The organism is Chloroflexota bacterium (assembly GCA_026389585.1).
Classification (GTDB): domain Bacteria; phylum Chloroflexota; class Dehalococcoidia; order UBA2247; family RBG-13-53-26; genus JAPLHP01.
Window position 1 is genome coordinate 1 of record JAPLHP010000075.1, and the last position, 13,825, is coordinate 13,825.

A 13,825-nucleotide genomic window follows, 5' to 3' on the forward strand; every position below is an offset into this window, starting at 1 on the left:
CTGAGGAAGGGAAAGACCTCTTCTTTCATCAGAGTCAGCTCGAAGGTGTGGACTATTCTTCCCTCAAGGAAGGCCAAGAGGTAGAATACGAGGCTGGCACGGGGCGTAGTGGTCGCCCTGAGGCTGCCAAGGTGAAGCTACGATCACCCCAAGACTGAATAGCACTCACTATAACCATCACCCCGTAGAACCTCAGCCAATCCCCCTTTCCATCCAAGCTGAGGTTGGTTGGTACAATGGTGGCAGGCGGGTCACACCAAGGAGAAGGTGCTAGAAGAAATGGAGGACAGATGGATAGCATCCTGGACGTGATTGTCTCACGAAGGAGTGTCAGGAAGTGGAAATCCGATGCCGTTTCCGATGCGGACATCAAAGATGTGCTGGAAGCGGCAATGAATGCCCCATCAGCGGTGAATGAGCAAGCATGGCAGTTCGTTCTGCTGAGCGGAAGAGTCCTTGAAGACTTTCTCAAAATCAATGGGAACACTGCCAAGGGCGCACCTGTGGGGATCCTTGTTTGTGGCGATAAGAAGCTGGACAAGCTCGGCGGATTCTATCTGCATGACTGTTGTGCTGCCACACAGAACATTCTTCTCTCGGTTCATGCAAAGGGACTGGGAGGAGTCTGGACTGCTGTCTTCCCCAACGCTATTCCGGAAGTGCGCAAGCTACTGAATCTGCCAGACCATGTCATTCCAATCTCCTTTGTTCCCTTCGGATACCCCGTCTCAGAGCGGCCCAAACCGACTAGTCGATACGACGAAGCGAAAGTGCACAGAAATCGCTGGTAGGCCCCCCGGGTGTGGTGCTTAGCAGAACTTCAGCCTATTCCCACCTTTGTATCCAGGCTGGGGTTGGGGTGGTACCGAGAAGATTCTGCTGATGCTGCAGTTCTATGAAGCACCCTTGAGCTAACCTGCGTACGCCGCTCTCTCAGTGGGGCGTAGTGCCGTATGGATATGGTTGCATCTCTCGAAGCAGTTCAATACCTTTAGCGTAGAGCTTGTCCAGGAGTTCATTCAGACTCGCAAGTTCCTTGCTTGAGAGGCAGGAGGTGACATTCCTGACGGTTCGCACATTCACTTGACGCTTGAAGGACTCCTCGCCTTTCTTGGTCAATGACACTCTGACCAGGTTCTTCCTCTTCAAGTCCTTGGTCTTCTTCACGAGGCCTTGCGCTTCCATGCGGCTCAGAAGCCCGGAGAGGGTGTGGGGCTCCTTATAAATCAGGCGTGACAGCTTAGAGGGTGTTAGCGGCCCCTCGACTGTCTTCAGGAAGTATATGACTGCCGCCTGAGGAAGCGAAAGGCCAGCTTGGCCTAGCTCCAGCTCTCTGGCCCTTTCCAGGATCGTGTAGGTTACGACCAGGCGTTCCCACGTTTTCTCGTTCCCATTCATCTGTGCAGCATCTTTCACTCTATTCCTCCATGTAATTTTTGTTACATTGTCCAATATTCTACATCGATTTGGGCAATTGTCCAACCAGGCAGCACAACACCAGGAGCATGAGGATGATCTCAAGCCCTACGAGATGACACTGAAGTGAGAGGGGTGCCTCAGCCCGGCTTCGCGCATGCGCCGAATGAGCAGACCTAGACTGGCCAACCCGACAGCAATCAAGCCGATGAACTCAATGCCGACCCAACGGATTGATATGCGACCGGTCAAAGACCCCAGTATGTCCCACGCGGCGTGTAGCAGGACGGCAGCCAGGAATGCGCTGGCTATTGACCAGTTCAGAACGCTGTGACCCGCCCGTTGCCGCTCCCGCCACATGACGGCACACACGAGGCCCGTCCAGGCCCCGTGCCCGACGGGAGAGACCAGCGCCCGGACAAGGAGCGTTTCCTGAAGGGAGCCGATACTCCCCTGAGACTGCAGAAAAGCTGTGAGGCCATGCCCCATGCTCTCCAGAGCGGCGAATCCCATGCCGCTGGCGACGCCGAAGAGCAACCCATCAGCTTCCGAACGGTAGCGGCCGCGTAGATACACTGCGACTGGAATGATTAGTTTGGCACTTTCCTCGATCACGCCCACACCGAGCAACTGAAGGAATCCCAGTTTGCGCAGCGTTGCATACTCAACCAGTCCGGCCACAATCAGTCCCACTGCGCCACTCAGGAAGACTATGACGGCGATGGTTGGTACGGGGACATTCTTCACTTGAACACGCTGGTAAACATAGATCACAAACGTCACGGGCACGAGGGAGGCACCGAGGAGAATTACGGTTGGCAGGAGGTTGGGGTTACTTGTGACGACCAGCGCTGCGTCCATAGCTGCGAAAAGAGCAAACCCGCCAGCAAGCGCCAGGAACCACGTGTGTCTTACGAACTCAAGCCGTCTGAACACAATGCATCACTCTCCATGGGTCAACATCCATCTAGTCTCTCCCTCAACACTCTCAGATTCACGACATCCTCTCTGTTGTACTCCAGCAGCAGATCCAGGGCGGTCTGATCGCCGTCGATTTTGTATTTCCACCAGAGCAGCACCGCCTGAAATCCGCCAATGGTCGTTAGTCGCCTCGGGATGCCCAGTTGTTGCTCTACGGCTTTAAAACCGCCGTAGAGATTGTTCCGCCAACAGTCGTACATCAGATCATGGTGGTGGAATTGGGTCGAAAGGCTTACGTCTAAGCGGGCCTTTATGAAGGGAAGGTCAAAGCGCTTGCCGTTGTAGGTGAAAATGGTATCTACTCCGTCCAGCGCTTTGAGGAGTCTCTCTCTGGTTACCTCCTCGCCTACCAGTTGCACAAACCTGGGAGTACTCCCCCCAACGACGTAGATGCCGACGACTGTTACGTCGTCAAAGTACGGAGATAGGCCAGTAGTTTCGATATCCAGGTAGGCTTCGGTCATTGGTTCGGCCAGTCCCTTCTTTCGTTGCCCATCAACTCAGAATATAGCAGACAGGAGAGTGGGTTGAGAAGTCCCTTCGAAGAGGTTGTGAGTGACGGCTGGACGTGCCCTCTTCACCTTGTTGCGACTGGCACTTGCTCTCGCTCCAGAGAAATCCCTGCCCCAAGACAGAAACGGTTTGAGATGGAGGACTCTTTTTGTATCCAAGCTGAGGATGAGTGGTATAATCTCCTCGTGACCATGTCCTGCTAGTATGGACACGATGCCTCAAAGGGTGTTGCCAAAGTCAGAAGAGCAGGTAGAGGCAGTGATGAAAGGAAAGGAGTCCCTGATGCGAAGAAGACTAGTGAGGATAAGAGTAATAGACGACATTATCAAGTTGCTTATTGTCTTCAGCCTGGTGGGGCTTCCTATTGTGGCCTTCAGCTCATGTAGCTCAGCACAGACTATAGTGGATCCTTCAGGGAATAAGACTACTGAGGTGAGAGACTTAGAAAGCTTCAACAGTGTAGAACTTACAGTGCGTGGAACATTAGTTATTGAGCAGGGTGACAAGGATTCCATAAGCATAGAAACATATAAAAACCTGATGACTCTGGTTACAACCAATGTTTCTTCTGGCAAATTGACCATTGGTTTCAAAGAGGGCTATGGGGTTGGATACAGCGAGGGGGATATGGACTTTCGTCTAATGGCAAAAGACTTGAACAGCATCTCTAATAGTAGTCTTGGTTCAATAGCTGCTAGTGGTTTACACACCGAGGGTCTGGAGATGGATCTGACTAGTTACGGGGATATCAGTATTGACAATCTTGTTGTCGAAGGGAACCTGGTGATCAACTCGAGTGGTTTTGGGGACATGACTACTGATAACCTTGTGGTGACAGAGGGCTTGCAGATCAATTCGAACCGTATTGGCGGAGTGACGATTCAGAACCTTGTAGCCAAGGAGATTACCACTGAGATCACTGATTTGGGCATTGTCAGCCTGTCAGGCAAAGCAGATAAACAGACAATTACTAGTAGGGGTGTTGGCGTTTACGAAGCTGAAGGGCTTGAAAGTACTGAATGTACGGTGGAGATTAATGCCACCACTTTCCATACAGATTCTCCAGAGTGCAGGGTTAGTCTTAATGTGAGTGACAGCTTGGATGTCAGGCTTAATGGAGATGTGGACGTCTGCTATAAGGGAAACCCTCAAGTGACAGAGGAAGTATCTGGCAACGGTAGTGTAAAGAGAATCGAATAGATCTGGTCGAGTCCGCCTCTTTATTGCCGTCTAGCCTTGCCCCAGTGTGGCTTTGTTGAACGTCAAACTATTCTTATAGACTGGTGCCGAGGAGCAGAGTCGAACTGCTGACTGGAGTCAGACTGGTAGTTGAAGTGCCCGAAATGCTTCAAGCAATGGTGAATGATGGGTGATGCCCTGTTGCTGGGGGAAGAGGCATATTGTGAGTGCAGTCTGAATCCGTCACTGACGTTTGGCTGACCTTGAAGCTGATGCCTCGATTCTTGTCGCTAGCATTGCGAGTGGCATTTGCACCTGCTCCATTGGTTTCTGTGCCCCAAGACAGAAGCTCTTGGGATGCGAATAGTAAAAACAGCGGTTTTCAAATGGGGATGTTGTCATTGGAGTGTGGAAAGGCTACAAATGAGGGCAGATAAAGACTAAATAACCTTCATCTTCGGTCTTCTCCAAATTACCTCAGCGGAGTTGGGCTCTCTGGAATGAGTCGTCTGTCTAGCTTAGTCTGAAGAAACCGTATTTCCCTCTCCCTTCAGGGGGATAGACATGAACGCTGACTTTACCCTCTGCTCATAGTCTGGGTCTTCTCTGAGCTCCCTGAACAGAGGCCATTGAGCAAAATAGTCTTCTTCCATTTCATCCACGATGATTGCATTAGGGAGATTAGCGTAGAAGCCATCCCTGTCACTCTCTAGTGCACAAAGTGCCAGCTTATACATTGGACTGAGCGTGGACATGTCATATGTGGCAAGCTGTTTCTGTAATTCACTGGTTCTATTCTGCCACTTGAGGGATTGGCAGTAGTTCACATCTAACCCTAGACGAACGGCTCCGTCTGAAATCTTTTGTTGCTTGCCAAACAGACAAATTCGTTCCGCAGCATTCCATTGTTGCTTACAGAGCGCATCGTAACAGTCTGCGAGCAGAGTGCCGTCAGCAGACCTAATATCATCCTTTCTCCAATGCCGCCAGCAAGATTGAAGCAATACAACTCCTGCTAGATAGATCTCGTTGAAGACCCCTGAGAAGTAGTCTTCCGTTACACCAATCTGCTTGCCTTCCCTCAAATCCTTTGGTTTCTCAGGGGCAATCGAAATGTCAGCGTTTTTCAAATAGAACCTGTTAATCTTGCTGTTGTTATGAACTATTAGGTTTCTTCGCTCTATTGCCTCGTTGATTCTGTGCCAATTCACGATGTCCTCTTGAAGTTCAATGCCAAGCCGTTGTTTAAGGTATTTCTTTTGAGTCTCCAGGTTGTCCCGCAAAACCTTGTCTACTTCCTTGTTTACGACGCAATTCATTGCTTCAGTCAGATCACTACAAAGCCGTAGTTCGTCTAATCTCAGACATAGGTCTTTTTCAGAATCAGAAAGGCTCTCTGGGTAGCTCTGGTAGTAACAGTGAATCAAGTCAGACACTAGAAAATCAAAGTAGCTCAGCAACATAACAAGCGAACTCTTATATAGTAGGTCAATCTGCGTAGCAGTAAGAAGAGGGATCTTACTTGTGATTTGAAGAAGTTTTGCGTACGATCTATGGTCTATTATGATCTTGACGCCGTCTTGGGCTCCTTTCTTTGGTTTAACCTTGCTTTTGGAGCTTTCAGGTTCGGCTGTTTCCTGCTTTATGGCATTTCCCCTGATGAGTTCCTCCAATGTTTCCAACACTTTGTCTGACGTTGCTTTGTCGTACTCTTTGGCTATGGGAGCGACCCTGCCCACAAATATCTCTAAGCTCTCTAGATTTGACCTGAAGGCACCGTGGATGTCTCTTGGGCCATGTGGTTTTGATCCTTGCTTCTTTCCTTTTGTTCTTCCCTTACTTGTTCCCTCAGTCTTCGCTCCCACTTGCACTTGCCTCCTTTCGCATCCGTCCAAAAGCCAGGGTGGTTTGCTGACAACGACATTGAATCGTATCGTGGTCTTGGACAACAGATTGTAACATATGAGTTATACCTGATCAATGATCATATTGGTGCATAGGTATGGACTCTTCCAAATATCCTACTGCAATTGAAACAGCCCTCTAAGCCTCCTTCATACAATCTCCAGACCGAAGACAGAATCGATTTGAGGCGGAGGACTGTCTTTGTGTCCAAATTGGGGTTAGTGCTGCGATCGTGATAAGTCTATACTGTGTCGTATCATGTGTAACAGATCATCGCTCTTGACTCTATCCCTAACCCCATTGTATCATCTGCACTGCGATCACAGAATAAGATGAATGTTGGGCATGGCATAGAATGAATAATATATCGTCTAAGCACGGCATTGAGCATTTGAGAGCCTCTGACTGGGGCGATTTCGTAGCGTTCATAGATTCAAAATTGCTGTTTCCTCAGTATGTATGGAGAGGGCAACGTGATTCAACTTGGCTCTTGGAACCAACCCTAGATAGGGTTCTTAGAAGGCTGGGCAAAGCAGGAGACACAAAAGCAGCTAATGAACATTTGTTGCGGTTCACGTATGCAACCCGAGGTCGTCGTGGCAGTAATCCCCCCGGAATGGCAAGTGAGAATGATTGGTGGGCCCTAGGTCAACATCATGGCCTAGCCACTCCACTTTTGGATTGGACTGAATCCCCCTTTGTAGCGGCGTTCTTCGCATATGAATCAAACGAACCAAGCTCTAGAGGACGTCGCATGGTTTTTGGAGTCTCTAAAACTGCAGCTGAGCGCAAATCCAAGGAGATAGCCAAGCATCACACGGGAAGTACCCGCCCACCAATAGTTGAGTGTGTCGAGCCTTTTTCTGACGACAATCCTCGGCTTGTTAACCAACGTGCCCTCTTCACCCGCTCACCGTCTGGGATGGACCTTGAGGAATGGGTAGTTGCGAATTTCCCTGAAGACGAGAAAAAGGTCCGATTGAGGAAAATCGAACTTCCCGAAACAGAACGAGAAACAGCTTTGAGATCGCTAAACAGAATGAACATAAACCATGCTTCGCTATTTCCAGACCTTTATGGGGCATCAAAGTTCGCTAACTTGAATCTTGAAGTGGAGAAGTATTGACTGCACATCAACGCTTAACAACTCACTCCGGCTCCGAAACCTCGGGGTCTCAATAGAGTGCAGACCGACACAGCTTCAGACTGCCCTCAGACTTGATTCATCAATTGCATCTCTCCCTGATCTCCCAGATGATTCCACACTCTGGAAATCCCGAAAAAATCCGCTGGCGTTGAAACAGCCACTATATCCCCCTCAGCATAATCTCCATGCCCAAGACAAAACCTGCTTTTGGCAGCATGTCGGCAGGCAGTGAAGCTGCTGTCAGTTGAGCACTAACCTATAGTGTTTCAAGCAGTCGTCAAAGGTGATGCTTCTGGTATAGCGTAAAACCATGCTCAAGTCCTGCCAGCCTCCAAGGTGCATGATGTCGAGGGTAGACAGCCCTTTCCTGTGCAAATTGCAGGCAAAGCCTCTCCTGAAGCTGTGAGGATTGCACTTGATACCAGTGGCCTCTTGCAGCCTTCTGAGCATAGTCTTAATACCATCTTGATTCACACCCCCAGATTGTGTCCGTCTTGTGATCGCTGCCTAGATGTGCTCTTAACAGCGTTGCAGACCTCTCTGCGAATGGTGCTCTCTGCTGCTTATTGCCCTTGCCAATGATAGTGATGGTGAAGGTATCCCAGTTAATATCGTCTGCTTTGATACTCGCCAATTCGCTGAGCCTCATGCCGCTGTCAGCTAGGAGACTGACAATGCACTTGTCTCGTGGGTTATCCAGAGCATCGATGAGAGCATTCACCTGTTGCTCAGTGACGCTGGGTAATATCCTCTTCTCGACCTTTGGAGGTTCGACTGCGAGTATGGGGTTGTCTTGAGTCTTGAGGTTGTAGCCGGACCTTGTGGAATATAGCCAGTTGTAGAAGGCTCGGAGTGTTCTGTAGTATGCGTGCTTACCACCGTTGTGACAACGTAGCGACTGCAGGAATTGGGCTATGTCACGACTTGTTACGTGTAAGCCTACAACACTGCTGGCTCTTTGAAGGTAACCATCATAGCAGGTGATGGTTCGTGGTGATAGTCCCTGCCTTCGGGACTTGAGGAAGTCCTTGCGCAGAGTGTTGAGTGAAGAAAAACTGGTGCCGAGGAGCAGAGTCGAACTGCTGACACGCGGATTTTCAGTCCGCTGCTCTACCACCTGAGCTACCTCGGCAACCAATGAAGCTAAGAGAGAACGGCCCAAGCCAGAGCCTCAAAGCTGCTCAATTAGTATATTGGAGCAGGGCACTCCAGTCAATTTTGACCTGAGGGAATTGACTGGAGGATCTTCTACCGCCAGTATCTCCCGGGTCATTGAACTCTGGAGATGACCAGAAGACACTGCCAAGCGCTGGGATTCAATGAGGCATACCAAGCTCACATAAATGCCTCCCTCATCGATAGTTTGGGAAGGAAGCAAGCTTAGTCAGAATAGCGGAGTAGTAGTCTGCTGCTCTAAATCATAGGTGGCAGTGAATTCAGGGGACAGGCCGAAGTTCTATCAATCCGTCTAATATCCAAAGCCCAAGAGCCTTGTTCTCTTCCAGGCTAGCGAGTGAAACAAAGGCTGGGATGGGCATGTGCAGAAGGGTATGTCCAGGCTATTGGGGGGGGCCAAAGCCTGGAGAATTGCATAGGAAGATGAACCATCCCAGCCTTCTATCCACTTTTACCTTGTTTCAAACTCATCTTGTTTGTGGTTGCGAAGCCTCGTCTTTATTTGGGGGGCAACCCCCAAGCTCTTGCTGCCAAAGGGCTACCCACTTATCGAGCTTCTGCCACAGTGTTTCCAATTGTGCCTGGGTTTGGGTTGTGCCCTTCTTGCCCATTTTCTGCCTCCTTCCTGCCGTTTCCATAGCTCCCATCAGCACCCCTCATACCGCCCGTGGTCTATCCCAATAGGGATTCTTGCACCTGGGGCAAGCTCGTGGCCTATCACGTTTCCGTGGTATCCATTGATGGCCGCATCTCAGGCAATTCAGTGAAGGCAGGACATAGTCTCTGGATAACTCCTCACCCATCTGAGGGAAAGGTGATGTAGTTGAGGGTGGGGTAGTTGTGAAGGCAGGCTTGGCTTTCCTTTCCTTATTCATGCCGATGATAATATAGCCTTATCATCATATAATGTCAATAGGTCGGTGATATCGCTGTGTGGATAGCTTAGAGTTCTACGAGGCGCAGCTGAGATGCCTGCGCATATGACAAAACAAGAAGGGCGGACATCCCTGCCCACCCCTTGAGAGACTGGCGAAAGGCGCACTATGAACCGGGTGGTTCGAGACACTACTGAAGTTGTTTGGAGATCGCCTTATTAAGCAGCCCTTGAGCTCCGATGAGCTTTCTGTACCTTGCCTCGATCTTGGGGGCATGTCATTTGTGTTCTGTCAATACCTTATTAAAGAGTACGCAGGACAATCTAGAAGTTTTCTACCACCAAGCTCGGTCAATTCAATCAGGAATGCAGCGCAGATGAGCTTCCCGCCGGAGGCTTTGACCAAGTCGGCAGCCGCTCTGGCTGTGCCACCGGTTGCCAGGACGTCATCCACAATTAGGACACGCTGGCCTTCGTCGATGGCGTCAACATGCATTTCCAATGTGCCTAAACCATACTCAAGTGTGTAGTTCGTCGTGAGTCTCTCATACGGAAGTTTTCCTTCCTTACGGACTGGCACAAAACCACACTCCAGTTCATTTGCCAGCGCGGCTCCAAGAATAAAGCCCCTGGCTTCCATACTAACTATTAAGGCAATCTCTTCGTTCTTGAAACGATACGCCATCTTGTCAATGGCTTTCTTAAGGATGTTACCCTTGCGCAGAAGAGGTGTTATGTCGCGAAATGTCACGCCTGGCTTCGGCCAGTCCTTGATGTCACGGATGTACTTCTTGAACTCATCATCCTCGTGTTGGGAAACTAATCCACTATGATGCCGATTCCCTTCCCACATTGCCCCCCCCTTTTTATAAGTATCTCGCCCTTACCCCGTTCGGGTACCAGTTGTGTCCCAGAAAGCTTGTATGCGGAAGCCGACTAGGATAATACAAACAGGCAATAGTGTCTGTCAACCCCTGGCATCAGCAGCCTTATGACACCCCGACCTTATTGAATGGCTTTTACCGTTTGTTTTCCTTTATGTTAAAATCAGGTTGTAGGCCCTTAAGGCAGAGGAGCGGATCGCGGGACTTATGATTGTTGTGGGGTGTGGTGGCTAGGTTGCCTTTCTGCCTGAGGCAGATGTGGTTTTTTCAAGGAGAGGAGACTATGCCAGTCTATGAATATCGGTGCAAGAGCTGCCGTCGCAAAGTATCAGTGTATGTCAGGGGGTTCTCCACAACACCTGAAGCCGCCTGCAACTCCTGTGGAAGCAAGGACCTGGTTCGCCTTTTTTCCACTTTTGCTATGGGCAGGACAGATATGGATATTTATGATGATATCCTCTCTGATCCTGATCTGACCAAAAGGATGATGGCCAATGACCCCACGTCCCTGATCGAGTGGTCCCGGAGAATGGGTGGGACCGAGGGGGAAAAAGCCCCCGAATATCAGGAGATGGTGGAACGGTTGGAGAGGGGGGAAAATCCCGGGGGAGTGATGGCCGATATGAAGCAGAAGGAGCTTGCCGCCGATTCTCCGTCTGAGTCTGATTCCGGCGCTGGTATGGAAGAGTAGGTCGTCATGCCGGTTTACGAGTTTCGTTGCCGTTCGTGTCAGAAGAAATCGAGTTTCTTTGTCAGGAGCGTTAGTGAGTCTCCGTCTCCGGCCTGCCCCATTTGCGGCAGCCGGGAGTTGAGCCGGCTTATCTCCAGCTTTGCTTACCATAAGTCGCTGGCCACCATTCATGAGGAGTCTGGCGAGCCAGACAGTCCCGGAGCGGATTATTATAAAGACCCCCGCAATATTGGCCGGTGGACAGAGAAGAAGTTTGGGGAAATGGGAATGGAGATGCCTTCGCAGGTTCAGGATATGATCCAGGCTGCCCGTGAAGGAGACATGCCTGAGTCGGTGAAGGATCTTCAGCCCGGTCTGACTGAGGTTTAGTGCTGCGTCTTATCGATGCTAATATCGACCGTCTCGGAGAAGGACTCAGGGTACTTGAAGATGTAGCCCGCTTCCTTCTTAATGACGCTGCGCTCTGTCGGCGGCTGAAAACCCTGCGCCATAAGCTGGTTAGAGACGTTCAGCCCTTGGAGCAGGAGCTTCTGTCGGCCCGAAGGGTGGCGGAGGATGTCGGTGCCCCCGCAAAATTGCCCGCAGGAACCGAACACCAGGACCTCGTTGCTCTGGTGACGGCCAATTCCAGAAGGGTCCAGGAGTCGATAAGGGTTCTGGAGGAGTTCGCCCGCCTTTCAAGCGCCCCTATTGGGGCGAAGCCAGCGAAGCTGCAGCGGTTCCGTTTTGAAGCCTATGAGCTGGAGCAGGAGCTCGTTTCAAAATTGCTCCGGCACGATAAGCTGAGCCGGCTGAGCGGGCTTTATCTTGTTCTCGATACTCAGGCGCTGAAGGGGCGTGATGCAGTAGAGGTGGCTGCCCGGGCGATTCGCGGCGGGGCGAAGGTAATCCAACTGCGCGATAAGCATCTTATGAGAGGCGAGGTGCTGGAGATTGCCCGGAGGCTCAAGGAGATTTGTGCTGAGAAGGGCGTACTGTTTATTGTTAATGACTATCTGGATATAGCTCTGGCTGCAGGGGCTGACGGACTTCATTTGGGGCAGGAGGATTTGCCGCTGGCCGAGGCGCGCCGGCTTCTGCCCATAGACAGTCTTATCGGCTGTTCTGCCACCAGTTTATCCCAGGCGGTTAGGGCCCAGGCCGGTGGTGCTGACTATGTTGCCGTGGGGTCGATATACCCCACACTGTCAAAGGAGAAATTCAAGCTGGTGGGACTGGAGACATTAAGGCGGGTTAGATCAAGGGTATCGTTGCCTCTGATAGCCATCGGGGGCATAGATCATACCAATGTAAAAGAGGTCATGAAAGCAGGGGCCACTGGCGTGGCGGTGATCAGTGCTGTGCTGGGAGAGGATGATGTGGAGGAGGCAACCCGAAGGCTGGCGGCCAGGCTGAAGTAAATCTTATTGGCGGAGGTAGAATATGTCTAAATCAACTTCCAATCTGGAGGAAATCGCCCAGAGGATTCGAGCGGATTTTGCGGCTAGGGACGCGTCTCGGGAGAAGGCGCTCCGGCTCTGTAGAGAGGCCATTCGCTACAGTGCCAACTCCATCCGTGCTGTTCATCGCAGTGAGTTTGACCAGGCGCGTTCTTCACTGGAAACTGCCCGGGCCCATCTGCAGGAGGCGGGTGAAGCCTTGTCCCAGCACGGTGAAATGAACCATACCGGTTACCTTCATGATTCCCAGAAGGAGTATGCCGAAGGCTGTATCACCCTGGCGCTGGTTACGAACGGTGTTCTGCCCACGCCTGAGTCATTGAGCGTTAGCAATGCCGCCTACCTTCATGGGCTGGGAGAAGCGGTGGGAGAGATGCGGCGCCATCTGCTGGATGTCATCAGGAAAGATGATCCCTCGAGTTGTGAGGAGTTTCTGTCCAGCATGGATGATATCTACGGTGTCCTGGTGACTATGGATTTCCCGGATGCCCTGACCTATGGCTTGAGAAGGTTAACCGATGTAGTCCGGGGTATCCTGGAGAAGACCCGCGGTGATCTGACCATCGCTATGAGGCAGAGGGACCTGGAACAGAAGCTGGCGCATTTTATTAAGTAGCCTGAGCCTTTGACTTCGTTAAGGCACTCTACTCTCCACCTTTATGATCATCGCTTGAAACTGCCCCATTTTAGGGCGTATAATGCCGGCAGAGGAAAGAAATGAGAAAGCCTGCGGTAGCCGGTTCCTTCTACGATGGTTCAGCAGCAGGACTGCGCCGCCAGATTGAGGATTGCTTCAAGCACCCCCTGGGTCCGGGGGCGCTCCCTGGTTCTGCCAGGGCGGTGGAGAGGCGTATCCTGGGGCTGGTCAGCCCTCATGCGGGCTACATCTACTCCGGTCCTGTGGCGGCGAATGGCTTCTTTCAAATAGCCGCAGAAGGAAAGCCTCAGACTGTGGTTATCCTGGGGCCCAACCATCGCGGCCTGGGAGCAGCCGTGGCTGTTGGTGGACAGGATGCGTGGCAGACGCCGCTGGGTTCTGTTGAGATTGATGTTGAGGTGGGGCAGGCGATTGTCTCTGCCACACGGTGGGCTCGGTTGGATGACTTGGCCCATAGCATGGAACACTCTATCGAGATTCAGGTGCCTTTCCTCCAGTATATCTACGAAAACGGATTTCGGATTGTCTCCATCTCTATGCTGAGGCAGGATTGGGAGGTTAGCCGGGAACTGGGCCGGGCTGTAGCTGCCGCTCTCAAGGGGAAAAACGCTGTCATAATTGCCAGCTCTGATTTCAGTCACTACGAATCCCAGTCGATGGCCAGCAAGAAAGACCACCTGGCTCTGGAAGCCATCCTCAATCTGGAGCCGGAGCGGTTGGAGGAGACAGTGATCAGCCACAGCATCACTATGTGCGGCCCCGGGCCGGTGATGAGTATGCTGACTGCCTGTAAGGCTCTGGGGGCAAAGAAGGCCCGTCTCTTGCGCTATGCTACCTCAGGAGACATCACTGGCGATCACTCCCAGGTGGTGGGCTATGCCTCGGTAGAGGTCACCGCGTAGTCCCCGTGCCCTCCCTCATTTTCTTGTACATCAGCATGTGTTAACGTATGATCATGAATA

The 13,825-nt window shown here is 51.3% G+C and carries 16 protein-coding genes and 1 tRNA gene; 9 read left to right on the forward strand and 8 right to left on the reverse strand.

The genetic code is table 11. The annotated features are described in order from the left end of the window. Together NTZ04_06270 and NTZ04_06275 are read left to right on the forward strand one after the other, a co-directional pair. The coding region (locus NTZ04_06270) for a cold shock domain-containing protein (protein ID MCX5991916.1) at positions 1–158 on the forward strand (158 nt) is incomplete at its 5' end. 132 nt (positions 159–290) lie between these two features. After that, the gene (locus NTZ04_06275; protein ID MCX5991917.1) at positions 291–791 is read left to right on the forward strand and encodes a nitroreductase family protein; all 501 of its coding nucleotides are present in this window, start codon (positions 291–293) and stop codon (positions 789–791) included. A 142-nt stretch (positions 792–933) separates the two neighbouring features. Here the strand turns inward: NTZ04_06275 and NTZ04_06280 are convergent, their stop codons facing one another. The 3 genes from NTZ04_06280 to NTZ04_06290 form a co-directional block, all read right to left on the reverse strand. Beyond that, positions 934–1,416 (reverse strand): MarR family winged helix-turn-helix transcriptional regulator, encoded by a 483-nt coding sequence (locus tag NTZ04_06280; protein ID MCX5991918.1) that lies wholly within the window; start codon positions 1,414–1,416, stop codon positions 934–936. A 108-nt stretch (positions 1,417–1,524) separates the two neighbouring features. Then, positions 1,525–2,352: a PrsW family glutamic-type intramembrane protease gene (locus NTZ04_06285; GenBank protein MCX5991919.1), complete on the reverse strand. Its 828-nt coding sequence runs from the start codon at positions 2,350–2,352 to the stop codon at positions 1,525–1,527. 20 nt (positions 2,353–2,372) lie between these two features. Then, positions 2,373–2,861 (reverse strand): ribonuclease H-like domain-containing protein, encoded by a 489-nt coding sequence (locus tag NTZ04_06290; GenBank protein MCX5991920.1) that lies wholly within the window; start codon positions 2,859–2,861, stop codon positions 2,373–2,375. Between the two features lie 331 nt (positions 2,862–3,192). On the opposite strand from NTZ04_06290, the gene NTZ04_06295 reads away from it, so the two are divergent. Next, entirely contained in the window at positions 3,193–4,110 is a 918-nt protein-coding gene (locus NTZ04_06295; GenBank protein ID MCX5991921.1) for a DUF2807 domain-containing protein, read from the forward strand. A gap of 497 nt (positions 4,111–4,607) precedes the next feature. On the opposite strand, the gene NTZ04_06300 is transcribed toward NTZ04_06295, so the two are convergent. After that, positions 4,608–5,954 carry a hypothetical protein gene (locus NTZ04_06300; GenBank protein ID MCX5991922.1) on the reverse strand — a complete coding sequence of 449 codons (1,347 nt, stop codon included), beginning with the start codon at positions 5,952–5,954 and terminating at the stop codon, positions 4,608–4,610. A gap of 395 nt (positions 5,955–6,349) precedes the next feature. Between NTZ04_06300 and NTZ04_06305 the strand changes: the two genes are divergently transcribed. After that, a complete protein-coding gene (locus NTZ04_06305) occupies positions 6,350–7,120 on the forward strand; it encodes an FRG domain-containing protein (GenBank protein ID MCX5991923.1) in 771 nt (256 codons plus the stop codon). 475 nt (positions 7,121–7,595) lie between these two features. Here the strand turns inward: NTZ04_06305 and NTZ04_06310 are convergent, their stop codons facing one another. The 4 genes from NTZ04_06310 to NTZ04_06325 all read right to left on the reverse strand — a co-directional run bounded on the left by NTZ04_06310 (position 7,596) and on the right by NTZ04_06325 (position 10,044). Then, entirely contained in the window at positions 7,596–7,889 is a 294-nt protein-coding gene (locus NTZ04_06310) for a tyrosine-type recombinase/integrase (protein ID MCX5991924.1), read from the reverse strand. 308 nt (positions 7,890–8,197) lie between these two features. Beyond that, positions 8,198–8,273 (reverse strand) — tRNA-Phe (locus NTZ04_06315). Positions 8,274–8,784: 511 nt separating this feature from the next. Next, a complete protein-coding gene (locus NTZ04_06320) occupies positions 8,785–8,964 on the reverse strand; it encodes a hypothetical protein (GenBank protein ID MCX5991925.1) in 180 nt (59 codons plus the stop codon). Between the two features lie 519 nt (positions 8,965–9,483). After that, complete coding sequence (locus NTZ04_06325) at positions 9,484–10,044, reverse strand: adenine phosphoribosyltransferase (GenBank protein ID MCX5991926.1); 561 nt, start codon at positions 10,042–10,044, stop codon at positions 9,484–9,486. 314 nt (positions 10,045–10,358) lie between these two features. On the opposite strand from NTZ04_06325, the gene NTZ04_06330 reads away from it, so the two are divergent. The 5 genes from NTZ04_06330 to amrB all read left to right on the forward strand — a co-directional run bounded on the left by NTZ04_06330 (position 10,359) and on the right by amrB (position 13,765). After that, positions 10,359–10,766, forward strand: a complete 408-nt coding sequence (locus NTZ04_06330) for a hypothetical protein (GenBank protein ID MCX5991927.1) — start codon at positions 10,359–10,361, stop codon at positions 10,764–10,766. A gap of 6 nt (positions 10,767–10,772) precedes the next feature. After that, positions 10,773–11,135: a zinc ribbon domain-containing protein gene (locus NTZ04_06335; protein ID MCX5991928.1), complete on the forward strand. Its 363-nt coding sequence runs from the start codon at positions 10,773–10,775 to the stop codon at positions 11,133–11,135. Beyond that, a complete protein-coding gene (locus NTZ04_06340) occupies positions 11,135–12,166 on the forward strand; it encodes a thiamine phosphate synthase (GenBank protein ID MCX5991929.1) in 1,032 nt (343 codons plus the stop codon). The genes NTZ04_06335 and NTZ04_06340 overlap by 1 nt, the downstream gene beginning before the upstream one ends. A gap of 22 nt (positions 12,167–12,188) precedes the next feature. Continuing rightward, positions 12,189–12,821 carry a haloacid dehalogenase gene (locus NTZ04_06345; protein MCX5991930.1) on the forward strand — a complete coding sequence of 211 codons (633 nt, stop codon included), beginning with the start codon at positions 12,189–12,191 and terminating at the stop codon, positions 12,819–12,821. A gap of 101 nt (positions 12,822–12,922) precedes the next feature. Continuing rightward, the gene (amrB, locus tag NTZ04_06350) at positions 12,923–13,765 is read left to right on the forward strand and encodes an AmmeMemoRadiSam system protein B (GenBank protein MCX5991931.1); all 843 of its coding nucleotides are present in this window, start codon (positions 12,923–12,925) and stop codon (positions 13,763–13,765) included. The last annotated feature ends 60 nt before the right edge of the window (positions 13,766–13,825 follow it).